This window comes from Amycolatopsis thermalba, from assembly GCF_023376025.1.
Lineage (GTDB): Bacteria > Actinomycetota > Actinomycetes > Mycobacteriales > Pseudonocardiaceae > Amycolatopsis_E > Amycolatopsis_E thermalba.
The window spans coordinates 4,203,173-4,226,061 of sequence record NZ_CP091196.1; the positions used below are offsets into that span (position 1 = coordinate 4,203,173).

Annotated in this window: 27 protein-coding genes; 9 read left to right on the forward strand and 18 right to left on the reverse strand. The window is 72.9% G+C overall.

Annotation, left to right across the window (positions count from 1 at the left end; translation table 11 throughout):
- The 3 genes from L1857_RS20280 to L1857_RS20290 all read right to left on the reverse strand — a co-directional run bounded on the left by L1857_RS20280 (position 1) and on the right by L1857_RS20290 (position 1,135).
- Positions 1-399, reverse strand: a complete 399-nt coding sequence (locus tag L1857_RS20280; protein WP_205413157.1) for a helix-turn-helix transcriptional regulator — start codon at positions 397-399, stop codon at positions 1-3.
- A gap of 109 nt (positions 400-508) precedes the next feature.
- Positions 509-718, reverse strand: a complete 210-nt coding sequence (locus L1857_RS20285) for a DUF4177 domain-containing protein (RefSeq protein ID WP_116109339.1) — start codon at positions 716-718, stop codon at positions 509-511.
- A 45-nt stretch (positions 719-763) separates the two neighbouring features.
- Positions 764-1,135 carry a hypothetical protein gene (locus tag L1857_RS20290; protein ID WP_198958094.1) on the reverse strand — a complete coding sequence of 124 codons (372 nt, stop codon included), beginning with the start codon at positions 1,133-1,135 and terminating at the stop codon, positions 764-766.
- Positions 1,136-1,183: 48 nt separating this feature from the next.
- On the opposite strand from L1857_RS20290, the gene L1857_RS20295 reads away from it, so the two are divergent.
- Positions 1,184-1,987: a glycerophosphodiester phosphodiesterase family protein gene (locus tag L1857_RS20295; protein ID WP_429727773.1), complete on the forward strand. Its 804-nt coding sequence runs from the start codon at positions 1,184-1,186 to the stop codon at positions 1,985-1,987.
- On the opposite strand, the gene L1857_RS20300 is transcribed toward L1857_RS20295, so the two are convergent.
- Positions 1,984-2,655 (reverse strand): transglycosylase family protein, encoded by a 672-nt coding sequence (locus L1857_RS20300; protein ID WP_116109141.1) that lies wholly within the window; start codon positions 2,653-2,655, stop codon positions 1,984-1,986. The two genes, L1857_RS20295 and L1857_RS20300, sit on opposite strands and share 4 nt — an antisense overlap.
- 238 nt (positions 2,656-2,893) lie before the next feature.
- Between L1857_RS20300 and L1857_RS20305 the strand changes: the two genes are divergently transcribed.
- Positions 2,894-3,649, forward strand: coding sequence for a thymidine kinase (locus L1857_RS20305; RefSeq protein WP_094002958.1), 756 nt, complete (start codon positions 2,894-2,896; stop codon positions 3,647-3,649).
- Between the two features lie 228 nt (positions 3,650-3,877).
- Positions 3,878-4,225, forward strand: a complete 348-nt coding sequence (locus L1857_RS20310) for an RNA polymerase-binding protein RbpA (RefSeq protein ID WP_017982421.1) — start codon at positions 3,878-3,880, stop codon at positions 4,223-4,225.
- 333 nt (positions 4,226-4,558) lie between these two features.
- Here the strand turns inward: L1857_RS20310 and L1857_RS20315 are convergent, their stop codons facing one another.
- Genes L1857_RS20315 through L1857_RS20325 form a run of 3 tightly spaced genes read right to left on the reverse strand, consistent with a single transcriptional unit; the run spans position 4,559 to position 8,564 of the window.
- Positions 4,559-5,329 carry a polyprenol monophosphomannose synthase gene (locus L1857_RS20315; RefSeq protein WP_116109136.1) on the reverse strand — a complete coding sequence of 257 codons (771 nt, stop codon included), beginning with the start codon at positions 5,327-5,329 and terminating at the stop codon, positions 4,559-4,561.
- A gap of 27 nt (positions 5,330-5,356) precedes the next feature.
- On the reverse strand, positions 5,357-6,931 hold the full coding sequence (gene lnt, locus L1857_RS20320; protein WP_116109134.1) for an apolipoprotein N-acyltransferase: 1,575 nt from the start codon (positions 6,929-6,931) through the stop codon (positions 5,357-5,359).
- A 22-nt stretch (positions 6,932-6,953) separates the two neighbouring features.
- Positions 6,954-8,564 carry an amidohydrolase gene (locus tag L1857_RS20325; protein ID WP_249465891.1) on the reverse strand — a complete coding sequence of 537 codons (1,611 nt, stop codon included), beginning with the start codon at positions 8,562-8,564 and terminating at the stop codon, positions 6,954-6,956.
- Between the two features lie 98 nt (positions 8,565-8,662).
- Between L1857_RS20325 and L1857_RS20330 the strand changes: the two genes are divergently transcribed.
- Complete coding sequence (locus L1857_RS20330) at positions 8,663-10,033, forward strand: KamA family radical SAM protein (protein WP_116109128.1); 1,371 nt, start codon at positions 8,663-8,665, stop codon at positions 10,031-10,033.
- Positions 10,034-10,650: 617 nt separating this feature from the next.
- On the opposite strand, the gene L1857_RS20335 is transcribed toward L1857_RS20330, so the two are convergent.
- Together L1857_RS20335 and L1857_RS20340 are read right to left on the reverse strand one after the other, a co-directional pair.
- Positions 10,651-10,980 carry a hypothetical protein gene (locus tag L1857_RS20335; protein WP_094002953.1) on the reverse strand — a complete coding sequence of 110 codons (330 nt, stop codon included), beginning with the start codon at positions 10,978-10,980 and terminating at the stop codon, positions 10,651-10,653.
- 39 nt (positions 10,981-11,019) lie between these two features.
- Positions 11,020-11,253 carry a biotin/lipoyl-containing protein gene (locus tag L1857_RS20340; RefSeq protein WP_094002952.1) on the reverse strand — a complete coding sequence of 78 codons (234 nt, stop codon included), beginning with the start codon at positions 11,251-11,253 and terminating at the stop codon, positions 11,020-11,022.
- A 156-nt stretch (positions 11,254-11,409) separates the two neighbouring features.
- Here L1857_RS20340 and L1857_RS20345 point away from each other — a divergent pair, with 156 nt between their 5' ends.
- Positions 11,410-12,486: a GDSL-type esterase/lipase family protein gene (locus L1857_RS20345; protein ID WP_205413149.1), complete on the forward strand. Its 1,077-nt coding sequence runs from the start codon at positions 11,410-11,412 to the stop codon at positions 12,484-12,486.
- Here the strand turns inward: L1857_RS20345 and L1857_RS20350 are convergent.
- Genes L1857_RS20350 through L1857_RS20365 form a run of 4 tightly spaced genes read right to left on the reverse strand, consistent with a single transcriptional unit; the run spans position 12,483 to position 14,622 of the window.
- A complete protein-coding gene (locus tag L1857_RS20350; protein ID WP_020417852.1) occupies positions 12,483-12,782 on the reverse strand; it encodes a hypothetical protein in 300 nt (99 codons plus the stop codon). The genes L1857_RS20345 and L1857_RS20350 overlap by 4 nt on opposite strands.
- Complete coding sequence (locus L1857_RS20355) at positions 12,775-12,999, reverse strand: hypothetical protein (protein WP_094002951.1); 225 nt, start codon at positions 12,997-12,999, stop codon at positions 12,775-12,777. Before L1857_RS20355 ends, L1857_RS20350 begins: the two co-directional genes overlap by 8 nt.
- Before the next feature lie 31 nt (positions 13,000-13,030).
- Complete coding sequence (locus tag L1857_RS20360) at positions 13,031-13,483, reverse strand: Lrp/AsnC family transcriptional regulator (RefSeq protein ID WP_017982434.1); 453 nt, start codon at positions 13,481-13,483, stop codon at positions 13,031-13,033.
- A complete protein-coding gene (locus L1857_RS20365) occupies positions 13,480-14,622 on the reverse strand; it encodes a M24 family metallopeptidase (RefSeq protein ID WP_094002950.1) in 1,143 nt (380 codons plus the stop codon). Before L1857_RS20365 ends, L1857_RS20360 begins: the two co-directional genes overlap by 4 nt.
- Here L1857_RS20365 and L1857_RS20370 point away from each other — a divergent pair.
- A complete protein-coding gene (locus L1857_RS20370; protein ID WP_249465893.1) occupies positions 14,621-15,610 on the forward strand; it encodes a 5'-3' exonuclease in 990 nt (329 codons plus the stop codon). The two genes, L1857_RS20365 and L1857_RS20370, sit on opposite strands and share 2 nt — an antisense overlap.
- A gap of 331 nt (positions 15,611-15,941) precedes the next feature.
- On the opposite strand, the gene L1857_RS20375 is transcribed toward L1857_RS20370, so the two are convergent.
- Genes L1857_RS20375 through L1857_RS20385 form a run of 3 tightly spaced genes read right to left on the reverse strand, consistent with a single transcriptional unit; the run spans position 15,942 to position 17,676 of the window.
- On the reverse strand, positions 15,942-16,580 hold the full coding sequence (locus L1857_RS20375) for a GOLPH3/VPS74 family protein (protein WP_094002948.1): 639 nt from the start codon (positions 16,578-16,580) through the stop codon (positions 15,942-15,944).
- The gene (locus L1857_RS20380) at positions 16,567-16,782 is read right to left on the reverse strand and encodes a type II toxin-antitoxin system antitoxin (protein WP_094002947.1); all 216 of its coding nucleotides are present in this window, start codon (positions 16,780-16,782) and stop codon (positions 16,567-16,569) included. Before L1857_RS20380 ends, L1857_RS20375 begins: the two co-directional genes overlap by 14 nt.
- On the reverse strand, positions 16,783-17,676 hold the full coding sequence (locus L1857_RS20385) for an SPFH domain-containing protein (protein WP_249465895.1): 894 nt from the start codon (positions 17,674-17,676) through the stop codon (positions 16,783-16,785). It lies immediately after the preceding gene.
- A gap of 84 nt (positions 17,677-17,760) precedes the next feature.
- On the opposite strand from L1857_RS20385, the gene L1857_RS20390 reads away from it, so the two are divergent.
- Both L1857_RS20390 and L1857_RS20395 read left to right on the forward strand, forming a co-directional pair.
- Complete coding sequence (locus L1857_RS20390; RefSeq protein ID WP_162830942.1) at positions 17,761-18,675, forward strand: ABC transporter ATP-binding protein; 915 nt, start codon at positions 17,761-17,763, stop codon at positions 18,673-18,675.
- Positions 18,672-19,865: an ABC transporter permease gene (locus L1857_RS20395; protein ID WP_249465898.1), complete on the forward strand. Its 1,194-nt coding sequence runs from the start codon at positions 18,672-18,674 to the stop codon at positions 19,863-19,865. Before L1857_RS20390 ends, L1857_RS20395 begins: the two co-directional genes overlap by 4 nt.
- Before the next feature lie 212 nt (positions 19,866-20,077).
- On the opposite strand, the gene L1857_RS20400 is transcribed toward L1857_RS20395, so the two are convergent.
- A complete protein-coding gene (locus L1857_RS20400; protein ID WP_116109119.1) occupies positions 20,078-20,863 on the reverse strand; it encodes an ABC transporter permease in 786 nt (261 codons plus the stop codon).
- Complete coding sequence (locus L1857_RS20405; RefSeq protein ID WP_275895875.1) at positions 20,860-21,807, reverse strand: ATP-binding cassette domain-containing protein; 948 nt, start codon at positions 21,805-21,807, stop codon at positions 20,860-20,862. Before L1857_RS20405 ends, L1857_RS20400 begins: the two co-directional genes overlap by 4 nt.
- An 85-nt stretch (positions 21,808-21,892) precedes the next feature.
- On the opposite strand from L1857_RS20405, the gene L1857_RS20410 reads away from it, so the two are divergent.
- A complete protein-coding gene (locus L1857_RS20410) occupies positions 21,893-22,648 on the forward strand; it encodes a TetR/AcrR family transcriptional regulator (protein WP_116109114.1) in 756 nt (251 codons plus the stop codon).
- Positions 22,649-22,889 lie beyond the last annotated feature (241 nt).

A 22,889-nucleotide genomic window follows, 5' to 3' on the forward strand; every position in this document is an offset into this window, starting at 1 on the left:
CTATTTCCGGGCCGCCGGCGGCGCTTCTCGATTCCTGACCGGTCTGGTGACCTGCTTGGCGATGCACGCGGGCATGCCCAGCGTCGCGTCGGCGGCCTGGGCGCGGTAGGCGCTGGGTGGCATGCCGACCAGTTCGGTGAAGCGGGTGCTGAAGGTGCCCAGTGACGAGCAGCCGACGGCGAAGCAGACCTCGGTGACGCTCAGGTCGCCCCGGCGCAGCAGCGCCATCGCGCGTTCGATGCGCCGGGTCATGAGGTAGGAGTAGGGCGATTCGCCGTAGGCGCGCTTGAACTCCCGGCTGAGGTGCCCGGCCGAGACGTTCACGCCGCGGGCGAGCGCCTCGACGTCCAGCGGCTGCGCGTACTCCCGGTCGATCCGGTCCTTGACACGGCGCAGCATCGCGAGGTCGCGGAGGCGCTGGGCCTCGCCGGTACTCCTGGTCACCTGCGGAATCGTGCCATACCGGGCGCCGCCGCGGAGGCGGAATCGGCGCACCGGCCGTCGCGGTTCAGCTCACGGGCCGTTCGAAGGTCACCAGGATGCCCTCGACACCACCCGGCCCGAGACGGCCCTTCACGTCCGCCGTGGTGATGGCCTTGAGGCGCCAGCCCTGGGCGGCCTGGTCGTTGAGCACCTTCTCCAGCCGGGCGCCGGACATCTTGCCGCCGATGAGCTTCTCGCGCAGCTCGACCACCTTGTACTCGTACCGCTCCGCCATGCCGACGATCATCCCGGCCCGCGGCGGTGGTGTCGACCCGGTGGGTCAGCGCAGCCGTTCCAGGTCGCGGGCCGTTTCGGCGAGTTCGCGGGCCATGCGGCGCAGCTCACCGGCGTCGGCGCCGTCGTCGGCAGCGGTGACGACGTCCTCGGCGGCGCAGCGCAGCTGGAACAGGCGGTCCTGCAGCGCGGTCAGCTCGGTGTCGGACAGCACGACGGCGTCTTCGGGCAGCCCGGTGCGCTGGACCGCGACCCGGCGTTCGTAGGCGCGTTGCCGGCAGGACTGCCCGCAGTACCGTCGCCGGCGGCCGGTGCTGCCCTGTTCGATCGGCCTGCCGCACCATCCGCAGTGCAGGACGGCGCCCGCCCGCCGCCGGCGTGGGGCCACCGCCTCGATCTGGTCCACCTGTCCGCTCACGCAGCAGACCCTAACCGGCCACTCCGCACTCATGCCTCGGCCACGCCGATGCCGCACACTGGTCGGGTGCAGATCAACCACCCGTACCTGAGCGGCACCCTGCCCCGCGCGTTCGCCCACCGCGGCTGGCACCTGGACGAGCTGGACGGGCTGGAGAACTCGCTTCCCGCGTTCCAGCGCGCGGCCGCCGAGGGCTACGCCTACGTCGAGACCGACGTGCACGCCACGGCCGACGGTGTGGTCGTGGTCCACCACGACGCGCTGCTGGACCGCACGACCGACGCGCACGGCCCGATCGCGAAGCAGACGTGGAAGGCCGTGCGGCAGGCCAAGATCGGCGGCCGCACACCGGTGCCGCGCCTGGAGGACGTGCTGGAGGAACTCCCCCAGACCCGGTTCAACATCGACATCAAGAGCGGCCGGGCGGTCGTGCCGTTCGTGAAGACGATCGAGCGGATGGGCGCGTTCGACCGGGTCGCGGCGGCCGCGTTCTCCGACACCCGGCTGGCCGCGATCCGCAAGCTGGCGGGGCCGAAGCTGATCACGTCGATGGGGCCGCGGTCGGCGGCCGTGCTGTGGGCCAGCGGGTGGCTGCCGTGGGCGCGGCTGGGCTTCCTGTGCCGGGGCGAGATGGCGCAGGTGCCCTCCCGGCAGGGCGCGATGACGGTGATCGACCGCGGGTTCGTGCGCAGCGCCGAGCGGGCCGGCGCCGAGGTGCACGCCTGGACGATCAACAACCGCGCCCACATGGAGCGGCTGCTGGACCTGGGTGTGCACGGCATCGTCACCGACCGGCCGGACGTGCTGCGCGAGGTGCTCACCGAGCGCGGCGCCTGGCCACCGGCGACCTAGCGCGGCGGCTTGCCCTCCCACGCCGCGTTCCACGTCTTGGGGCCCAGGCGCCCGGAGTCGTTGATGCCGTTGGCGCGTTGCAGGTCCAGGACGGCGTCGCGGGTCTTGTCGTAGTAGCAGCCGGTGCCGGTGAAGCCGTAGCCGAAGGCGTTCATCCGCAGCTGGAAGGTCTTGAGGGCGTCGGCGCAGTCGCCGTAGGCGTAGACGACTCCGGGCCAGGCGGGTTTGGTCACCGGCGCCGGGGCGGGGACTCCGCCGCCGCCGATGTAGGCGCTCTCGGCGTAGCTGGGGACGCGTTTGCTGCGGGCGTCCTTGTCGTTGCGCAGCCCGAGCATGCCGGCGCACTCCCAGGGCTGCCAGCCGCGCATGCGGTAGAGGTAGAGCGCCCGGTAGTCCTGCTCGGCGGGGGTGGCGAGGTCGGGGCGGCCCTTGCCGCCGACGCTGCGCCAGGTGGGCAGGTCGAACTGGTAGGCGCCGTAGTAGCCGTTGCCGGTGTTGACCGAGTAGCGGTTGCTGGACTCGCACATGCGCAGCTTCAGCCAGGTCGCCGCGCTCGGGTCGGCCGCCGCGGACGGGGCGGTGACCACCTGGACCCCCAGGGCGAGCAGCACCGCGAGCACGAGCCCGGCGCTCGCGCGGGCCGGGGGTCTCCACCGGGGCTTTCTCATGCGGCCACCGTAAGTTTGGACATCAGGAACCACAACTGTCACAACAAGCCCATCAGCATCACCGGCACCACCCGCCGGCCGGCCCCCGCCTCGCGCGCGGACCTGCGAACACCCCGGAAAACCGGACAAAGTGCTCCCCTTAGCGCCACTCCCCTGTCATCGGCACCCGGAGGCGGCGGCTCCGCTGTTTTCACCCGATCAAGGGAGCCGTCGGCGGGGCTGGATAGGGTCGTCGGTCGTGACCACCCCTGTCGACTCCGATCCCGACCCGACCGACGCCCTGTCCCCGCTGCCCTCGCGCAACGGCTCGGGCGTGCCGGCGCGGGGCAGGCTGCGGTTCTGCTACGGACCGATGGACTGCGGCAAGTCCACGCTGGCGCTGCAAATCGACCACAACCACGCGCGGCAGGGCCGGCGCGGGATGCTGCTGGTGCGGCACGACCGCTCGGGCGAGCCGCGGATCAGCAGCCGGATCGGGATCACGCGCGGGGCGACCGAGGTGGGCGCGGACACCGACCTGCGGCAGCTGGTCCGCCGCGAGTGGGTCGCCGGGCGGCACCTGGACTACCTGATCGTGGACGAGGCGCAGTTCCTGTCCGCCGAGCAGGTCGAGCAGCTGGCCGAGCTGGCCGACGAGGTGTCCCTGGACGTGTACTGCTTCGGCATCGCCACCGACTTCCGCGGCCGGCTCTTCCCGGGCGCGCGGCGGCTGTTCGAGCTGGCCGACGAGCTGCAGCCGGTGCAGGTGGAGGTGCTGTGCTGGTGCGGCGCGCCGGGGCGGTTCAACGCCCGGGTGGCTGACGGGGAGGTCCTCCGGGAGGGGGACACGGTGGTGGTCGCCGACACCGTTCCGGGGGTAGTTGAAAACACAAGTTCACCACACTGGGAGACGGAAGTGGCTACGTTGCGTTATCAAGTATTATGCCGCCGCCACTTCCGGCTCGGCGACCTCGGGCCCGCGACACCACGGCACGGTCAGCTACGACTGACCTGAACGGATCAGCCGCTCCCCCGCACGGGGGAATATGCCGAGAAGAGCACCACATCCGCGTCACGTCGCGCGCCGAATCACCTCTCAACAGAGGAAGCTGTTGCCGAGGGGTGACGCAGCTCATCGTGAGTAACGACATGGTGCGGTGGGAATTCCCAGTTGCCAGTAGCCGTTGCATAGGGTGAGCATCACCCTGGCTCTAGACCCGGAGCCGACTGAAAGGACGTCATCATGGCCGACCGTGTTCTCCGTGGAAGCCGGCTGGGAGCGGTCAGCTACGAGACCGACCGCAATCACGATCTGGCCCCGCGCCGGACGGTGCGTTACGCGTGTCCGAAGAACCACGAGTTCGAGGTGCCCTTCTCCGACGACGCCGAGATCCCCTCGGTGTGGGAGTGCCGCCTGCACGGCAGCGAGTCCGAGATCGTCGATGGCGCGCAGCCCGAGCAGAAGAAGGTCAAGCCGCCGCGCACGCACTGGGACATGCTGCTCGAGCGGCGGAGCATTCCCGAGCTCGAGGAACTGCTGAACGAGCGTCTCGCTGAGCTGAAGGGACGGCGTACGTCCAAGTCGGCGTAGCGCTCCTGCCTCTCCCACCACACCGAAGGCCCCCGTGTCCTCCCGCCACGGGGGCCTTCGCCTGTGCCGGCCCCGGTGGGTCCAGCCCCACCGGGGTGTGGGCCTGGACCGGTACTGCCGGGCACGGCGGCCCGCATAGCGTCGCCGGAACGACGAACGAGACAGTGCACAAGTGCCTGGTGATCTACGGCGTGATGAGTGGCGTCGTGCCGGCGACGGTGGCCGTCCTGCCGGTCGCGATCGTCGCGGTCGATCTGATCCCGGGTGTCTGCCCGGTCTGGTACGCCGCGATGCAGGGTGCGTCGGCGGTGCCGCTGATCGCGGTCGCCGTCCTCAGCCGAAGCGGCGCAGCAGCGTCCGCACCTGCTCGGCCCGGTGGCGAGCGCCCCACAGACCGACCCGCAGCAGGGCCTCGCGGATGATGGCGCCGCTCATCTTCGACTGGCCGATCTCGCGCTCGGTGAAGGTGATCGGCACCTCGACCACGTCGAACCCGGTGCGGACGGTGCGCCACGCGAGGTCGATCTGGAAGCAGTAGCCGCGCGAGGCGATCTCCTCCAGCGGCAGCTTCTCCAGCACCTCCCGCCGGTAGGCGCGGAACCCGGCGGTCACGTCCTTGATCCGCACGCCGAGCGCGAGCCGCGAGTAGAGGTTGGCCGCGCGGGAGAGCAGTTCGCGGTGCTTGGGCCAGTTCACCAGGCTGCCGCCGGGCACGTACCGCGAGCCGAGCACCAGGTCGGCGTCGCCGAGGGCGTCGAGCATCCGGGGCAGGTCCTCGGGGGCGTGCGAGCCGTCGGCGTCCATCTCGACGATCGTGCAGTAGTCGCGTTCCAGGCCCCACCGGAACCCGGCCACGTAGGCGGCGCCGAGGCCGGCCTTCTCGGTGCGGTGCAGCACGTGGACGCGGTCGTCACCGGCGGCGATCTTGTCGGCGAGCTCGCCGGTGCCGTCCGGGCTGCCGTCGTCGACGACCAGCGCGTGCACGGCGGGCAGCGCCCGGTGCAGCCGCTCCAGGACGACCGGCAGGTTGTCCCGCTCGTTGTAGGTCGGGATCACCACCAGCACCGGATCGATCGGTCGCGTCGGCCGTGGCGCGTGCGCCATCCCCTTGTTCCTCCCCCGCGGAGAACCTCACTCCGCCCTGGTCGCCGTCGTGCTCGTGACCCGGGTGCGGAAGCGGAGCACGAGCCCGGCCAGGATGGCGGCGATCGCCGCTGCGACCAGCCCGTACTCCGTCGAGGCCCCGAGTCGATCCGACAGCGTAGCCTGTGTGCGCAGCGGCACCTCCCCGACCAGGGAGGCGGCGGTGAACTGGCTGGTCGACTGCGTCACGGTGCCGTCCGGCTCGACCAGGGCGCTGACCCCGCTGGTGGCCGACACCACGACCGCGCGGCCGTGCTCGACGGCCCGCAGCCGCGCCATCGCCAGCTGCTGGTAGGTCATCTCGCTGTGCCCGTACCAGGCGTTGTTGGTGGGCAGCACGATCAGCTGGGCGCCGTCGTTGACCGCGTCGCGGGAGACGTAGTCGTAGGCGATCTCGTAGCAGATCGGCACGGCCACCCTGGTCCCGGCGATGTCGAGCACCGCGGGCGCGGTCCCGGCCCGCATGTCGCTGGTGTCGTCGACGAACGGGGTGAACCAGCGCGCGATCGACCGCGCGGGGACGAACTCGGCGAAGGGCACCAGCTCCTGCTTGCTGTAGCTCTCGCCGCGGCCGGTGACCGGGTCCCACACGAACTCGATGTTCTGGGTGCGCTGCCCGGGTTCGCGGTAGCGGGCGCCGATCAGGGTGGGGATGCCGAGGTCGCGCACCACCTGGTCGAGCACGGGGTCGGTGGTGGTGAGGTCGGTGGCGGTCTCCGGCCACACGATCAGGTCCGGCGCGGGCACGGCGCCGGAGCGGATGCGCGCGGCCAGCACTTCGCTCTGGGCGAGGTGGTTGGCGCGCAGGGCCGGTGACTCGTTGATCAGGTCGATGCCGACGTCGGGCGCGTTGCCCTGCACGGTGGCGACGGTGCGGGTACCGGCCTGCGCGCCGGTGCCGATCGTGGGCCACAACGCCAGCCCGGCGATCACCGGGACCACGGTGGCGATCACGGGCAGCCGCGCGGCGCGCCAGTCGCGGCGGGCGGCGTGCGCGAGCAGCGCGGCGAGGCCGAAGCCGGTCACCACGACGGCGAACCCGGTCAGTGGCGCGCCGCCGATCGCGGCGAGCGGGGTGAAGGCGCCCTCGGGCTGGCTGAACGCGACCCGGCCCCACGGGAACCCGCCGAAGGGCCACCAGCTGCGCGGGGTCTCGCTGGCGATGATCACCGCCGCCATCCACACCGGCGCGCCGGGCAGCCGAGCGGCGACGGTGCACAGGGCGGCCGCGAGCCCGAGGTAGGCGGCCAGGGCGGCGGACAGCCCGGCCCAGGGCGCCGGGCCGAACCCGCGGCCGAGGAAGTCCTGCAGCCAGAACAGCAGCGGCAGGTACAGGCCGAGCCCGAACACGAAGCCGTAGCCCAGGCCACCCCAGAACCGCCGTCCCCGCAGCACCAGGCCGAGCCCGGCGAACCCGAGCGGCGCGAGCCACCACAGGTCGCGGGGCGCGAAGGCGAGGTAGAAGACGAACCCGGACGCCGCGGCGAGCGCCAGGCGCAGCAGCCACGGCCGCCAGGCCCGCTTCTTCCGGGGAGGTGCCGACGGTCCGGCGGATTCGGCCACAGGTGCTGCCACGTGCTGAACTCTAGGCCGCGGAGGTGAACGCGTCGTAGAGAACCTCGCCCGCGCGGACGGTGCGCAGGCAGGCCGGCAGCGGCGCGTCCGGGTCGAGCGGCGGCAGCGCGGGCACGCGGGAGCGCGGGTCGGTGGACCAGCGCTGGACCCGGGAGTCGGGTGCGGCGACGACGAGGTCGGCGGCGTCCCAGACGGCGTAGTGCGCGGGGGCGCCGGGGACCAGGCTGCCGGTGAGGCCGTCGGTGTCGCCGGCCGCGCGGTGGCCGCCGCGGGTGTGGGCGGTGAAGGCGGCGCGGGCGGACAGTCCGGAGCCGGGTGTGCGGTGGTGGATGGCGGCACGCACGCTCTCCCACGGCTGCAGCGGGGTGACCGGGCAGTCGGAGCCGAAGGCGAGCAGGACCCCTTCGGCGGCGAGCATCGCGAACGGGTTCATGCCCGCGGCCCGCCCGGCGCCCAGCCGCCGGGCGTACATGCCCTCCGGGCCGCCCCACAGCGCGTCGAACTGGGGCTGCATGGAGCCGGTGACGCCCCACCCGGCCAGGGCCTTCGCTTGCTCGGCGTCGATCATCTCCAGGTGTTCCAGCCGGTGGTGGCCGCCGGCCAGGGCCCGCTGGCCGACGGTCTTCTCGGCGAGCTGGAAGCCGCGGACGACCTCGGCCACCCCGGCGTCGCCGATGACGTGGAAGCCGGCCTGCAGCCCGGCTTCGGTGCACGCGATCAGGTGGGCGGCGATGGCGTCGGCGTCGAGGTAGCGGGCGCCGGTGGAGGAGGGTTCGTCGAGGTAGGGCTCGTGCAGCGCGGCGGTGCGGGAACCCAGGGCGCCGTCGACGAACAGGTCCCCGGCGAGGCCGCGCGCGCCGAGGCGGCGGGCGGTGCCGGCGGCTTCGAGTTCGCCCCAGTAGCCGACGACCTCGGGGTGGCCGGGTTCGGCGGCCAGGGCGAGGAGGTCGGCGAGGTCGTCCTCGCCGGAGATGTCGGGCCCGGCGCACTCGTGGACGCTGACGATGCCGCGGGCCGCGGCCAGCCGGAGGAACGCTTCCTGGGCGCGGCGTCGCTGCTCGCGGGTGAGCGCGGCGCGCACCGCGCCGCGGACGTGGTGGTGCGCGTCGCGGGTCAGGGGTCCCTCGGCGGACCAGCCGGCGGCGTCGCGGGCGGTGGGGGCGAGTCCGACCAGCGCAGTGGACACCAGCGCGGAGTGGACGTCGACGCGGCTGAGGTAGACGGGCACGCCGCCGGCGGCCTCGTCGATCTCGGCGCGGCTGGGCAGCCGGGGCGTGGTCCAGGTGGTTTCGTCCCAGCCGTGGGCGATGAGGACCTCGCCGGGGCGGGCGGCGGCGCGGATCGCGGCCAGCAGCCCGGCGGCGTCGGTGATCCCGCCGAGGTCCACCCCGGCCAGGTGGAGGCCGGTGGCGGTGGCGTGCACGTGGGCGTCGACGAAGCCGGGGGCGACGAACGCGCCGTCGAGGTCTTCCACGCGGGCGTCCGGGTGGAGGGCGCGGCCGGGGCCGTCCTGGCCGATCCAGACGATCGTGCCGTCCTTGACGGCCATCGCGGTGGCGTCGGGGTTGCTGGGCGAATGGATCCGCCCGCCCAGCAGGAGCGTGGTGCTGTCGTCGGTCACGGTGTCGAGTGTGCACGATGGGTCGCGACGAAAGCATTTACGTCGTATTGTCACTTTCACCGGAAGTTTTGACGCCACAGCGCCGACGAGGAGCAGAGTTGACTGCGATCCAGGAAGTCTCCCCCGCCGACACCACCGATGTCGCCGACCAGCCCTACGCCTACCGCCGCACCGAGCTGACCGAACCGGACTGGCGCCGGTTCCCCGGGTGGCGCGAGGTGACCGAGGCGCAGTGGCGGGACGCCCAGTGGCAGCGGGTGCACTGCGTGCGCAACATCAAGCAGCTGCGGGCGGTGCTGGGCGACCTCGTCGCGGACCGCTTCTACGACGACCTGGCCGCCGACCAGCGCGAGCTGGCGACGATGTCCATGCTGGTGCCGCCGCAGATGCTCAACACCATGTCGGTCGAGTCGACCGAGGCGTTCTACGCCGATCCGATCCGCCGCTACATGCTGCCGGTGCGCAGCGACCGCGACCCGGAGTGGCCCAGCCACCCGCACTCGGCGCGCGACTCGCTCCACGAGGCCGAGATGTGGGTGGTGGAGGGCCTGACCCACCGCTACCCCACCAAGGTGCTGGCCGAGCTGATCTCGACCTGCCCCCAGTACTGCGGCCACTGCACCCGGATGGACCTGGTGGGCAACTCGACCGAGCAGGTGGTCAAGCACAAGCTGGACCTCAAGCCGGCAGACCGCCAGGACGCGATGATCGGCTACCTGCGCCGCACCCCCGGGGTGCGGGACGTGGTGGTCTCCGGCGGGGACGTGGCGAACGTGCCGTGGCACCAGCTGGAGTCGTTCCTGATGCGGCTGCTGGACATCGAGACGGTGCGCGACATCCGGCTGGCGACCAAGGCGCTGGCCGGGATGCCGCAGCACTGGCTGCAGCCCAAGATCGTCGAGGGGCTGGAGCGGGTGGCCGGCACCGCGCGGCGGCGCGGGGTGAACCTGGCGATCCACACACACGTCAACCACGTCCAATCGGTGACGCCGCTGGTGGCCGAGGCGGCGCGGACCGCGCTGGAGGTCGGGGTGCGGGACGTGCGCAACCAGGGGGTGCTGATGCGCGGGGTGAACGCGACCCCGGCGGCGCTGCTCGATCTGTGCTTCGCGCTGCAGGGTGAGGCGAACATCCTGCCGTACTACTTCTACCTGTGCGACATGATCCCCAACGCCGAGCACTGGCGGCTGGCGGTGTGGGAGGCGCAGGACCTGCAGCACGCGATCATGGGCTACCTGCCGGGATACGCGACGCCCCGCATCGTGTGCGACGTGCCCTACGTCGGGAAGCGGTGGGTGCACCAGGTCGCCGAGTACGACCGGGAGCGCGGCATCTCCTACTGGACGAAGAACTACCGCACCGGAATCGAACACGCCGACCCCGAGGCGCTGCGCCGCCGCTACCCGTTCTACGACCCGATCTCCACGCTGCCCGAGCAGGGCCGCACCTGGTGGGCGGCGCAGGGCTGAGACGGACAGGCCGCGGCGATCCCGGCCCCGCGGGAGGCAGTCCACGAACGTGGTTGCCGGGTAGGCGACGAACGCGGCGTGCAGGATCCCTCCGGGCAGGCGGGTCGCGGCCAGTGAGCCGACGACGGCGCCGAGCGCGCGGACGCGATCAGCGGCCACACGCGGTCCCGGCGCACACGGCCGGCGCGGGCCTGGGCGACGGTGGCGGCCAGGGAGTTCACCACCATCACCGGTCGAAAGCGGCGAGGGTGCCTGGACCGTGCCCCCGGGGCCGCCGGTCCTCATCCCGCCGCGGAGGCCGCACCAGGTCCTGATACGTCAGCACCCGCAGCCTCTACCTCGAACCCGCCGCCGTGCCGGGGTTTCCCGCCCGGTGCCGGGTCGTCGCGGTTTTCCCACTGCTGCGGGGAACTGTTGTTCGGCACCGTCGGCATCGAGCCGGAGTACCGCGGCTGCGCGCCCCTGAGGGGAATTCCAGCGGCGGTGCCAGCGGGCCTGCGTCCTGCACGCGATCCGGCTCCTCGCGACCGGCGCGACCGTGACGGCGGTCGCCTCGGCGCTCGGTTACGACACGCCGGCCGCGCGCACGGTGATGGTCCGCCGCGAGACCGGGTTCCTCACACGTGCCGCAGCGCCTGGTTGAGCAGGTTGCCGCTGTGGTCGAGGCAGTCGTGGCAGATCACGGCGCCGGTTTGGGCACAGCGCATGCGCGGCAGGCCGCGGGTGAAGCCGAGGAAGGTGCGCCGGTCCGTGCGGTCGCAGAATTCGCACGGCGCTCCCCCGGCCCGGACCCGGTCCAGCTCCGTGCCACCCCGGCTGGTGCGCGGGCGGCCGTCGCGGACGAGGCCGAGCCCGGTTTCCACGCAGCGGGCGCAGATCGGCCCGGACGGACCGGGCACGCGGCGCTCACCGGCCGCCGGCGGGGTGTCGCAGAACCTGCACCGCATCGTCGGAGTCTTCCCCGCCGGCCGGGGCGGGAAACCCGCTCACTCCACGCGCGCGATCAACGCGCCCTGCACCAGCGCGTCGCCCTCCTTCGCCAGCAGCCGCACGACCCCGGCCGCGGGCGCGGAGATCTCCACGTCGGCCTTGTCCAAGGCGACCTCGGCGAGCAGATCGCCCTCGGCGACGCGTTCGCCGTCGTGGACGAACCACGTCGCCACCACGCCCTCGGCGTCGGGATCGGACTCCGACAGCAGCGGGAACAGCACGTCGGTCACGGCGCGACCACCTCCTGCCCGGAACGTCCAGGATGTGCCGCGCCACGCGGTTCTGGCAAGCGCGTCACCCGTCCTGAACCCCGGGGCGGGCGGCGCGAATGATCATGGGCACCGGGCTCACAAGGGCTTTGGCCCGGCTTCTCTAAACTGCCACCGGTGCGACGGTTTCGGTGGTGGATCGGCGGGGGCGTCCTGCTCTTCGTCCTGGTGCTGGTGGGGATGTTCGCGTTCACCGGGCCGAGCGCGCCACCCGGGCCCGTCGACCGCCCCGGCCCGCCCGGCACCGGCCCGCTGACGATCGTGTCGATGGGCGACAGCACCCTGTCCGGGGAAGGCGCCGGCGACTACACGCCGGACACCAACGGCACCAACGGCGACTGGTGCCACCGCTCCCCCAACGCGACGGTGGAGAAGACCGACATCCCGGGGATCGTGGAGAAGGTCAACCTCGCCTGCTCCGGCGCGCCCGCCGCGCAGGTCGGGCTCGGCGACACCCGGCAGTGGACCGAGCCCTCGCAGGCCGGGCAGCTGGCGGAGCTGGTGAAGACCCACCGGGTCGCGGCGATCGTGGTGGCCGTGGGCGCCAACGACGACCCGCACTTCTCCCAGCTGATCTCGCAGTGCTTCCAGGCGTGGTTCGTCTCCGGCAACGCGCCCTGCCGCACCGCGATCGCCCCGACCTGGCAGCAACGGGTGGACGCGATGGTGCCGAAGGTGGTCGCGGCGCTGGGCGACATCAAGACGGTCCTCGCCCGGGCCGGGTACCAGCCCGGGGACTACCAGCTGGTGCTGCAGTCCTACGCGGCGCCGATCGGCCCGGGGATCCCGGCGAACCTGCAGAACCTCAACGGGTGCCCGTTCCGCACCGAGGACCTGCGCTGGGTGGTCGAGGAGGGCGTGCCGGTGCTCTCGCGCGGCCTGGCTTCGGCGGCGGCGCAGGCCGGGGTCCGGTTCCTGGACCTCTCCCGCGCCGGGCTCGGCCACGAGGCGTGCAGCGGCGGCGCCGACCCCTCCACGGAGTGGTTCAGCCGGCTGACGCTGCAGCTCAACGACCTGGCCGACGCCGACAGGGCGAGCCATGCCATTCAGGAATCGTTCCACCCCAACGCCAACGGGCACGCCCAGTTCGGCCGCTGCCTGACCGAGTTTCTGGCGACCGACGCCCCGGCGGCGGCGTGCCTGAAGGGACAGGACGGCAACCTCCACCCGGCCGCGACGGTCACCGCCGGTTAGAGGTCGAGGGCGGCGCGCAGGGCGATGTCGACCTGCTCCTGCGTCTGCTGGTCGATCTCGGCGATGCGTTCGACGAGCCACCCGCGGTAGAGGCGGGTCAGGAACAGCGTCGAGATCCAGAACCGGCTGTCCAGGGCGACGCCGAGGATGTCCTGCGGGTCCTCCTCCAGCAGTTCGGTGCCGATGAGCCACGGCCGTTCGGACTCGTTGACGCCGTCGGAGGACAGCAGCAGCACCGTGCGTTCCCGGGACGGCTGGGTGGGCGGCTTGTACGCCCAGATCTCGCCTTTACGCACCCAGGTCCTTCTCCGCCGCGGCCAGTTCCGCCTCGTCGGCTGCCGCCAGTGCCTCCGCGTCGGGCCGGGCCGGGGCCCGGTAGCCGGTGCGGACCGCCTCCCGCCGGGCGGCGCGGGACAACCACGCCGACAGGGAGATCCCGTGCGCCTTCGCCGCGCGCTCGGCGTACTCGATGGCCGCCGTGTCCAGCGAGAGCGTGACCTTACGAGTTGCCATACCTTTTATCGTACCCTTCGCCCGGTGGTTGTCACACCGTCGGCGGACGGCCCTCGAACGGAGTGGACAGCACCACCGTCGTCCGGGTGGACACCTTCGCCGCCTCGCGGATCCGGCGCAGCAGGTCCTCCAGGTCCCGCGGCGAGGCCACGCGCACCAGCAGGATGTAGGACTCGTCGCCGGCCACCGAGTAACACGACTCGATCTCGCGGATGTGCTCGATGCGCTGCGGGTAGTCGTCCGGCGCGGCCGGGTCGTTCGGCGTCAGCGAGATCAGCGCGGTCAGCGGCAGCCCGATCTGCTCGCTGTCCAGCCGCGCCACGTACCCCTGGATCACGCCGCGCTGCTCCAGCCGCCGCACGCGCTGGTGCACCGCCGACACCGACAGCCCCACCCGCTCGGCCAGGTCGGTGAAGGAGCAGCGGCCGTCGCCGGCCAGCTCCCGCGCGATCGCCTGGTCCAGCGGCTCCAGCGGCCCGCTCACGAGTCGAGCACGACGAGCTCGTGCGGGCGCTGGTTGAGTGCTTCGGCCCCGTCGGCGGTGACCACCACGATGTCCTCGATGCGGGCGCCCCACCGGCCCGGCCGGTAGATGCCCGGCTCGACGCTGAACGCCATGCCCGGCTCCAGGACCAGGTCGTTGCCCTCGACGATGTAGGGCTCCTCGTGCACGTCGAGGCCGATGCCGTGCCCGGTGCGGTGGATGAAGAACTCCCCGTACCCGGCGCCGGCGATGATCCGGCGCGCCGCGGCGTCGACCGACTGCGCGGCCACGCCGGGCCGCACCGCCTCGACTGCCGCCCGCTGCGCGCGCTGCAGGACCGCGTAGGTCTCGGCCACGTCGGCGTCGCGCGGCTCGCCGATCGCGTAGGTGCGGGTGGAGTCGGAGTTGTAGCCCTCGGGGATCGGGCCGCCGATGTCGACCACCACCACGTCGCCGCGCTCGACGACCCGGCCGGACACGTCGTGGTGCGGGCTGGCGCCGTTGGGGCCGGAGCCGACGATCACGAAGTCGGCGTGCAGGTGGCCCTCCTCGACGATCGCGACGGCGATGTCGGCGCCCACCTCGGCCTCGGTGCGGCCGGGACGCAGCCACTCGGCGACGCGGGCGTGCACGCGGTCGATCGCGGCGCCGGCGCGGCGCAGCGCGTCGATCTCGGCGGCGTCCTTGCGCATCCGCAGCTCGCGGATCACCGGGCCGGCCAGCGTCTGCTCAGCCGTGCCGAGCGCGGCGCGGAAGGCGAGCACGTGCAGGGCGATCAGCCCGTCGCTGACCGCGACCCGGCCGGGCTTGCCGAGCCGGTCGGCGACCATCCGGTAGGGGTCCTCACCGTCGACCCAGGTGACCACCTCGACGCCGAGTTCCTCGGTGGGCACCGCCGCGTAACCGGGAGCCTCCAGCTTCGGCACGACCAGCGCCGGGGTGCCCTCGGCGGGCACCACGAGGGTCGTCAGCCGCTCGAAGGAGCCGCCGGCCTCGCCGATCAGGTACCGCAGGTCCGAGCCCGGCGCGATGAGCAGGGCGTCGGTGCCGGCGTCGGCGGTGGCCGCGCGGGCCCGCTCGAGCCGGGCGCGCAGGGTTTCCGGGGCCAGTGCTGGGATCTCGGGTGCACGGGAGGACATGCACGCAGCGTATCTGGCCCGGGCCCGGACCGCGTCTGGCAGGCTGTGCTCCGTGACACTTGCCCTGCTGGACTCCGCGAGCCTGTACTTCCGCTCGTTCTACGCGCTGCCCGAGTCGATGACCGCGCCGGACGGCACGCCGGTCAACGCGGTGCGCGGGTTCACCGACACGCTGGCCCGGATCGTCACCGACCGGCGGCCCTCGCGGCTGGTGGCGTGCCTGGACGCGGACTGGCGGCCGAAGTTCCGCACCGACCTGCTGCCCAGTTACAAGGCGCACCGGGTGGCCGACGCCGTCGCGAACGAGGAGGAGGTGCCGGACACCCTGACCCCGCAGGTGCCGATCATCCTCGAGGTGCTGGAGGCGTTCGGGTTCGCCACCGCGGAGGCGGCCGGGTACGAGGCTGACGACGTGATCGGCGCGCTGACCGCCCGGGAGAAGGACGATCCGGTCGAGGTGATCACCGGGGACCGGGACCTGTTCCAGCTGGTGCGCACCGAGCCGACCCCGGCGTCGGTGATCTACGTGGGCAAGGGCTGGGCCAAGGCGGAGGTGCTGGGCCCGGCGGAGATCGCCGAGCGCTACGGCGTGCCGGTCGACGGGGCCGGCGCCGCCTACGCCGAGATGGCCGTGCTGCGCGGCGACCCGTCCGACGGGTTGCCGGGTGTCGCCGGGATCGGCGAGAAGACCGCGGCGAAGCTGATCACGCAGTTCGGCTCGCTCGACGGGCTGATCGCCGCGGCCGCCGAGGGCAGCAAGGACGTGCCGCCGAAGACGCGGGCGAAGCTCGCCGAGGCCGAGGAGTACCTGCGGGTCGCGCCGACCGTGGTCCGGGTGGCCGCGGACGCGCCGGTGTCGGTGTCGGGCTCCGACGCGGTGCCGGCGTCCCCGGCCGATCCGGACCGGGTGCTCGAGCTGGCGCAGCGGTGGAACCTGGGCAGCTCGGCGACACGCCTGGTCAAGGCCCTCACCGCGAACGTCCGCTGACCCGGCCCCGGCGGGCAGGAGGTGGCGGCCGCACGCGGCCTGGACCGGACCGCACGCTCGCGACCACGGACCTGGGCTTCCGAACGCGGAACTCACGCTCCCGAGCGTGGAACTCACGCTCCCGAGCGTGGAACTCACGCTCCTGAGCGTGGAACTCGCAGCCAAAGGCGGCGCCGCCCGGCCGGGCGGCGCAGGCACGCTCCTACTGCGCGCGCCGTGCTGCAGCCGACGAAGGCCACCCTCCCCGGGCCCAGCGTGAAACTCGCGGCCCTGAACGCAGAACTCACGCTTCCGAGCGTGGGACTCGCGCGCCCGAGCGTGGGACTCGCGGTCAGCTGCCGGAGGAGGCTGCTGCTCGCTGAGCCTGGAGCGTCTTGCGCAGTGCCTTCACCACCGGCTCGACCGGGCGGCCCAGCTCGGCCAGCCGTGCCTTGTACTGGCGCCGTTCCCCGCGGCTGAAGACCGTGCGCAGCTCGGCGGTGCCGGCCAGGGCGCAGAGCGCGCCCAGCCGCGGGTCCACCCGGGCGGCCGGCTGCCCGCCGCGCACCGCGCGCCGCACCTCCTCGGCCAGCCGCTTGGCCTCGGCCGGCCGGCGCAGCGTGATCCGGTGCACCGGGAACAGGCCGAGCACGCGCCGCGAGTCCACCTTGATCACCCGCTCGGCCGCCAGGTGCTCGCGCACCAGGGGCAGGATGCGGCTGGCGCGGCGGGACACCCAGCGCCGCCACGAGCGGGGCGGGCTGTCGGTGATCTCCAGCAGGACCAGTTCGAGCACCGGGTCCAGCCCGGGCGCGGGACTGGCCGGGGCCGCCTTGCCGCCGTGGTCGGCGAGGTAGCCGCCGAGCACCAGGTCGGCCAGCGCCGCGGCCCGCAGGGCGTAGCCCAGTTCGGACCGCGACACCAGGCGCTGTTTGGTCGTGTCGTAGGCCAGCAGGAAGAGCCGCGCGGCCAGCGAGTCAGGCGTGTCCATCCTCGTCCCCCTTCTTCGGGCGCCCCCGGGGGCGCATGCGGCCCACCTCGCGGGGCAGCCGCCCGGCGTCCGCGAGGGCCTTGCGCAGCAGGAACTCGATCTGCGCGTTGGTGCTGCGCAGCTCTTCACCCGCCCAGCGCGCCAGCGCGTCGTGCACGGCCGGGTCGAGCCGCAGCAGGATCTTCTTCCGTTCGGCCGGCATCTACTGGTACAGCGTCCCGGTGTTGACGACCGGCTGCGCGTCGCGGTCGCCGACGAGCACCACGAGCAGGTTGCTCACCATCGTGGCCTTGCGTTCCTCGTCCAGCTCGACGACGTCGTGCCGGGCCAGCCGGTCCAGCGCCATCTCCACCATGCCGACCGCGCCTTCCACGATGCGCTGGCGCGCGGCCACCACGGCCCCGGCCTGCTGGCGCCGCAGCATCGCCTGGGCGATCTCCGGGGCGTAGGCCAGGTGGGTGATGCGGGATTCGATGATCTTCACCCCGGCCGAGGCGACGCGGGTGGCGATCTCCGCCGACAGCTTCTCGGTGATCTCGTCGCCGTTGTCCCGCAGCGACAGCCGGGTGGTGTCGGCGTTGTCGTAGGGGTAGGCGTTGGCGATGTGCCGGACCGCGGTCTCGCTCTGGATGGCGACGAACTCGACGAAGTCGTCGACCTCGAACACGGCCTGCGCGGTGTCGGCGACCTGCCACACGACCACCGCCGCGATCTCGATCGGGTTGCCGTCGGCCTCGTTGACCTTGGCGACCCCGGTCTCGTGGTTGCGGATGCGGGTGGAGACCTTGCGCCGCTGGGTGAACGGGTTGACCCACTGCAGCCCGGCGGTGCGCAGCGTGCCGACGTAGCGGCCCAGCAGCTGCACCACGCGCGCCTCGCCCGGCGCGACCGGGGTCAGCCCGCCGGCCAGCACGATCCCGGCGAGCACGGCGACCACTCCGCCGGCGATCATCGCCGCCGAGCCGCCGCTGGTGGCCAGCAGCGCCACCCCGCCGGCCGCCAGGACCACCGCGACGCCCAGCATCACGAACCCGTTGACCGCACGCACCAGGCGTTCCCGCGTCCGCGGCGCCGGCATGTCCACGACCGTTTCCATGGGGACTCCCCTCACTCCCTTGCCTCGATGGCTCGAATGTAGCATAGTGATATCACTTTTTCAGCTGCACGGAAGGGGGACGACGTGGCGGACAGGCAACTGGAGATCGACGGCCTGACGAAGCGGTACGGGGAACGGACGGCGTTGTCGGACATGACGTTCGACGTGCGCGCCGGTGAGCTGTTCGGGTTCGTGGGCAGCAACGGCGCGGGCAAGACCACGACGATGCGGATCGTGCTGGGGGTCCTGGCGGCCGACGACGGCCAGGTGCGCTGGGACGGCGCGCCGGTGACGCTGGAGACCCGGCGGCACATCGGTTACATGCCCGAGGAGCGCGGGCTCTACCCGAAGATGAAGGTCGGTGAGCAGCTGGTCTACCTGGCGCGGCTGCACGGGATGCCGGCCGCGGCGGCGCGCCGGTCGGTGGAGACCTGGACCGAGCGGCTGGGGGTGGCCGCCCGCCGCGACGACGAGGTGCAGAAGCTCAGCCTGGGCAACCAGCAGCGCGTCCAGCTGGCCGCGGCGCTGGTGCACGACCCGGCGATCCTGGTGCTCGACGAGCCGTTCTCCGGGCTGGACCCGGTCGCGGTCGACGTGATGAGCCAGGTGCTGCGGGAGAAGGCCGCCGAGGGGGTGCCGGTGGTGTTCTCCAGCCACCAGCTGGACCTGGTGGAGCGGTTGTGCGACCGGATCGGCATCGTGCGGGACGGCCGGATGGTCGCCTGCGGCACGGTGGCCGAGCTGCAGGCCGGTTCGGTGGTGCGGCTGCTGGTCGACGCGCCGGCCGCGCCGCCCGGGTGGGCCGACGGGCTGCCCGGGGTGACGGTGCTGGGCCAGTCGGACGGCCGCACCGAGCTGGAGCTGGCCGAGGGCGCCGACGACCAGGCCGTGCTGCGCGCGGCGCTGGCGAGCGGGCCGGTGCACGAGTTCGCGCGGCGGCGGCAGTCGCTGACCGAGCTGTTCCGGGACGTCGTCACGACCGAGGAGGTGGCGGCGTGAACCAGGGTGGCTGGGCGGGTGTCTCGCTCATCGCGTCGCGGGAGATCGGCATCCGGTTGCGGTCGAAGGCCTACCGGCTGAGCACGCTGGCGCTGCTGGTGGTGATCGTCGGGTTCACCGTGGTGCTGAAGCTGATCGGCGGTGGTGGCGCGGACGCCACGGTGGGCGTGACCGGGCCGGCGTCGGCGCTGGCCGCGCCGCTGCAGGCCGCCGGGCAGGCGGTCGGCGAGGCCGTCGACGTGCGGACGGTGCCCGACGAGGCCGCGGGCCGCGCCCAGGTCGGTGACGGCGATCTGGACGCGCTGCTGGTCGGTGACGGCTCGCGCGTGCAGGTCGTGGTGAAGAAGGACCTCGACGGCAACCTGCGCACCGCGCTCAACGTGCTGGCCGGCCAGCTGGCCCTCAACCAGCAGATCACCGGCCTGGGGGGTGATCCGGCGCAGGTGAACGCGGCGGTCGCCGGTGCCGGGGTGGACGTGCGGCCGATGGAACAGCCCTACCCCTACAACGGGCAGCAGCTGGTGCTGGGGATCATCGCCGGGGTGCTGATCTACCTGTCGCTGCTGCTCAACGGGCAGTCGGTGGCGCAGGGCGTGGTCGAGGAGAAGACCAGCCGGGTGGTCGAGCTGCTGCTGGCGACGGTGCGGCCGTGGCAGCTGATGACCGGCAAGGTGCTGGGCATCGGCGCGGTGGGGCTGATCCAGATGGTGGTGATCGGGGTGGTCGGGATCGTCGCCGGGCTGGCCACCGGGGTGCTGACGATCTCGGTGTCGGCCGCGGCGGGCACGGTGGTGTGGCTGATCGTGTGGTACCTGCTCGGGTTCCTGATGTACTCGATCGTGTTCGCCGGGCTGGGCGCGCTGGTGTCCCGGCAGGAGGACGTGGGTGGCGCGATCACGCCGGCGTTGTTCTTCGTCATCGCCGGGTACGTCGTGGGGATCTCGGTGCTGCCGAACGATCCGGGCAGCGGGCTGGTCGCGATCCTGTCGGTGATCCCAGTGTTCGCGCCGACGCTGATGCCGATGCGGCTGGCGATGGGCGGGGTGGCGCCGTGGGAGGCGATCCTGTCGGTCGGGCTGGTCGTGGCGCTGATCCCGGTGCTGGTGTGGCTGTCGGCGCGGATCTACCGCAACGCCGTGCTGCGCACCGGCGCGAAGGTCGGTTTCCGGGAGGCGCTGCGCGCGGCGTAGGAGCGCAAGAACGGAGAAGACCGGCGGCCCGGTCGTCTCCTAGGGTCGGAAGCCAGCCGGCCCCGCCTGGGGCGGGGCCGGCCTTCCACCACGAGGGGGTCCCGTTGAACCTGCCGAAGATCGTGTCGCGCGAGGAATGGTTGGGACGGCGGGAGCGAGGAGCCCAAGGGCCGCGCCGCCGCGGTGCGGGCGGCGCGGCCCGGCTTCCCGGCCTAGCGGCTCAGCCGCCGGTAGCGGCGCACCGACAGCGGCAGGAACACCGCGATCAGCGCCACCGGCCACAGCACGGCCAGCAGCAGGGCGTGCTCGGCGAACCAGCCGCCGCTGTGCCAGCCCGGGTTGCCGAACAGTTCCCGCACCGCGGCCGCGGTGGCCGACAGCGGGTTGGCGTCGGCCACCGCGCCGAGCCAGCCGGGCATCGTGCCGGGTGAGACGAACACGTTGGACAGGAAACCCAGCGGCCACACCAGGATCTGCAGCGCGACCACGCTCTCCGGGCCTTTCGCGACCAGCCCGAGGTAGAGCCCCAGCCACAGGATCCCGAACCGCAGCAGCACCAGCAGCCCGAACGCGGCCAGGGCCGCCCCGAGGCCGTGGTGCCAGCGCCACCCGGTCAGCCACCCGAACCCGGCCAGCACCACCAGACCGGCCACCGAGTTGAGCAGGTCGGCCACCGCGCGCCCGGCCACCGGGGCGGACGCGGCCATCGGCAGGGAGCGGAACCGGTCGGTGGAGCCACGCGCCACGTCGGTGGCGATCGCGGTGTAGGTGGATTCGATGCCGAACACCATGGCCAGCGCGAACATGCCGGGCACCAGGAACTCGCGGTAGTCCCCCGGCGCGGCCATCGCGCCGCCGAACAGGTATCCGAACATCACCAGGGTCAGGACCGGGAACAGCAGCCCGACGATCACCGGCGCGGGCTGGCGCGCCCAGTGCGCCAGCTCCCGCCGGGTCATGGTCCAGCCGTCGGCGATCGTCCACCGCAGGGTGGTCATGCCGGCACCTCCTCGCGTGCGGTCAGCTTCAGGAACACTTCGTCCAGCGTGGGGCGGCGCAGGGTGAGGTCGGCGATGCCGATCCCGGCCTCGTCGTAGGCGGCGGCGAGCCCGGTCAGGCCGCGCACCCGGTCGGACACCGGCACGCTCAGGCCACCCTCGCTCAGGTCGGCTTCCGCCCCGGTGACGCGGCTCGCCAGCGCCGCCGCGGCGGGCAGATCGGCGGCGTCCCGCAGCACGACCTCGACCCGGTCGCCGCCCAGCCGGGACTTCAGCTCGGCCGGGGTGCCCTCGTCGACGATCCCGCCGCGGTCGAGCACGGCGATGCGCCCGGCGAGCTGGTCGGCCTCGTCCAGGTACTGCGTGGTGAGCAGGACCGTGGTGCCGTCGGCGACCAGCTCCCGCACCGCGGCCCACACCTCGCTGCGGCCACGCGGGTCCAGGCCGGTGGTCGGCTCGTCGAGGAACAGCACCTCGGGCGAGCGCAGCAGCCCGGCGGCGAGGTCGAGCCGCCGCCGCATGCCGCCGGAGTACTGCTTCACCGGCTTGTCCCCCGCCTCGGCCAGCCCCATCCGGGCCAGCAGCTCCCCGGCCCGCTGCCGCGCCCGGCGTGCGCCGAGGTGGTAGAGCCGGCCGAACATCTCCAGGTTCTGCCGCCCGGACAGCACCTCGTCCACCGCGGCGTGCTGCCCGACCAGCCCGATCCGGTAGCGGACCTGCGCGGCCTGGCGCCGGGCGTCGAACCCGGCGACCAGGACCTTCCCGGCGTCGGGCCGCAGCAGCGTGGCCAGGATGCGCACGCAGGTGGTCTTGCCCGCGCCGTTGGGGCCGAGCAGGCCGAACACGGTCCCGGCCGGCACCGTCAGGTCCAGGTCCGCGAGCACGGTCTTGTCGCCGTAGCGCTTGCGCAGCCCCTCGGCCACGACGGCGTTTTCGGTGGTCAACACCCGCCTCCTTCAACTCCGTATGCTGTACGGACAAACTATCGTACGCCGTACGGAGTTCGTTACCGGCAGAATGGCTCCCGAGATGACCGAGTTCAGCGCGAGCGGCGATCCGAAACGCAGCCTCGAGCTCCTGTGGGGTCTGCAGGAGCCGCCGTCGAGGGGCCCGAAGGCCAGGTTCACCGTCGAGGAGGTCACCCGGGTCGCGATCGAACTCGCCGATGCCGCGGGCCTGGCGGCGCTGTCGATGCGCAAGGTCGCCGAGGAACTGGGCGTCGGCACGATGTCGCTCTACACCTACGTGCCCGGCAAGGCCGAGCTGCTGGACCTGATGGTCGACGCGGTGGTGGCCGAGACCGCGCGCCCGGAGGACGTGCCGGGCGGCTGGCGGGGCCGGCTGGAGCAGGTCGCGCGCGAGAACGCGGCGGTGTACCGGCGGCATCCGTGGCTGCTGCAGGTCGCCACGGCCCGTCCGCCGATGGGCCCGAACGTGATCGCCAAGTACGACTACGAGTTGCGCGCGCTGGAGGGCACCGGGCTCACCGACGTCGAGATGGACCAGGTGCTGGCGCTGGTGCTGGGGTTCGTGCACACCGCCATGCGCGGGGTGATCGAGACCGAGCAGGCGGCGCGGCGCAGCGGCCAGAACGACGTCCAGTGGTGGGAGTCCTACGCGCCGCTGCTGGAGCGGATCTTCGACCCGGAGCGGTTCCCGGTGGCCGCCCGGGTGGGCTCCGCCGCCGGCGAGGCCTACCAGGCACCGGCCGATCCGCACGCGTTCGAGTTCGGCCTGGCGCGCATCCTGGACGGCGTCGAGGCGCTCATCGCGTCGCGGAGCTGATTCTGGCCGCTACCGCATCACCCCCGGCCGGGCCGGGGCCACCACCGCGGCCGCGGACCTGCGCACCGGCCCGGAGACGCTGGCGCACGTCCTCGGTGCGGAACAGCACGAAACCATCGTCCCCGCGCGGTCCACTGTGGACGGCGACCTGGTGTTCGCCGATCAGGCGGTGCCGATCAGCCGCACGTCACCACCGGAAGGGGCGTCGGCGCGGACCCTGCGCGCCGGTGACGCGCAGGGT

Excerpts from the sequence above, each read along its gene's own strand:
- L1857_RS20280 (WP_205413157.1), bottom strand. The coding sequence starts at position 399 with ATGCTGCGCCGTGTCAAGGACCGGATCGACCGGGAGTACGCGCAGCCG.
- L1857_RS20285 (WP_116109339.1), bottom strand. The coding sequence starts at position 718 with ATGGCGGAGCGGTACGAGTACAAGGTGGTCGAGCTGCGCGAGAAGCTC.
- L1857_RS20295 (WP_429727773.1), top strand. The coding sequence starts at position 1,184 with ATGCCGCACACTGGTCGGGTGCAGATCAACCACCCGTACCTGAGCGGC.
- L1857_RS20300 (WP_116109141.1), bottom strand. The coding sequence starts at position 2,655 with ATGAGAAAGCCCCGGTGGAGACCCCCGGCCCGCGCGAGCGCCGGGCTC.
- L1857_RS20310 (WP_017982421.1), top strand. The coding sequence starts at position 3,878 with ATGGCCGACCGTGTTCTCCGTGGAAGCCGGCTGGGAGCGGTCAGCTAC.
- L1857_RS20315 (WP_116109136.1), bottom strand. The coding sequence starts at position 5,329 with ATGGCGCACGCGCCACGGCCGACGCGACCGATCGATCCGGTGCTGGTG.
- L1857_RS20335 (WP_094002953.1), bottom strand. The coding sequence starts at position 10,980 with ATGCGGTGCAGGTTCTGCGACACCCCGCCGGCGGCCGGTGAGCGCCGC.
- L1857_RS20355 (WP_094002951.1), bottom strand. The coding sequence starts at position 12,999 with ATGGCAACTCGTAAGGTCACGCTCTCGCTGGACACGGCGGCCATCGAG.
- L1857_RS20370 (WP_249465893.1), top strand. The coding sequence starts at position 14,621 with ATGCACGCAGCGTATCTGGCCCGGGCCCGGACCGCGTCTGGCAGGCTG.
- L1857_RS20365 (WP_094002950.1), bottom strand. The coding sequence starts at position 14,622 with ATGTCCTCCCGTGCACCCGAGATCCCAGCACTGGCCCCGGAAACCCTG.
- L1857_RS20375 (WP_094002948.1), bottom strand. The coding sequence starts at position 16,580 with ATGGACACGCCTGACTCGCTGGCCGCGCGGCTCTTCCTGCTGGCCTAC.
- L1857_RS20380 (WP_094002947.1), bottom strand. The coding sequence starts at position 16,782 with ATGCCGGCCGAACGGAAGAAGATCCTGCTGCGGCTCGACCCGGCCGTG.
- L1857_RS20385 (WP_249465895.1), bottom strand. The coding sequence starts at position 17,676 with ATGGAAACGGTCGTGGACATGCCGGCGCCGCGGACGCGGGAACGCCTG.
- L1857_RS20400 (WP_116109119.1), bottom strand. The coding sequence starts at position 20,863 with ATGACCACCCTGCGGTGGACGATCGCCGACGGCTGGACCATGACCCGG.
- L1857_RS20410 (WP_116109114.1), top strand. The coding sequence starts at position 21,893 with ATGACCGAGTTCAGCGCGAGCGGCGATCCGAAACGCAGCCTCGAGCTC.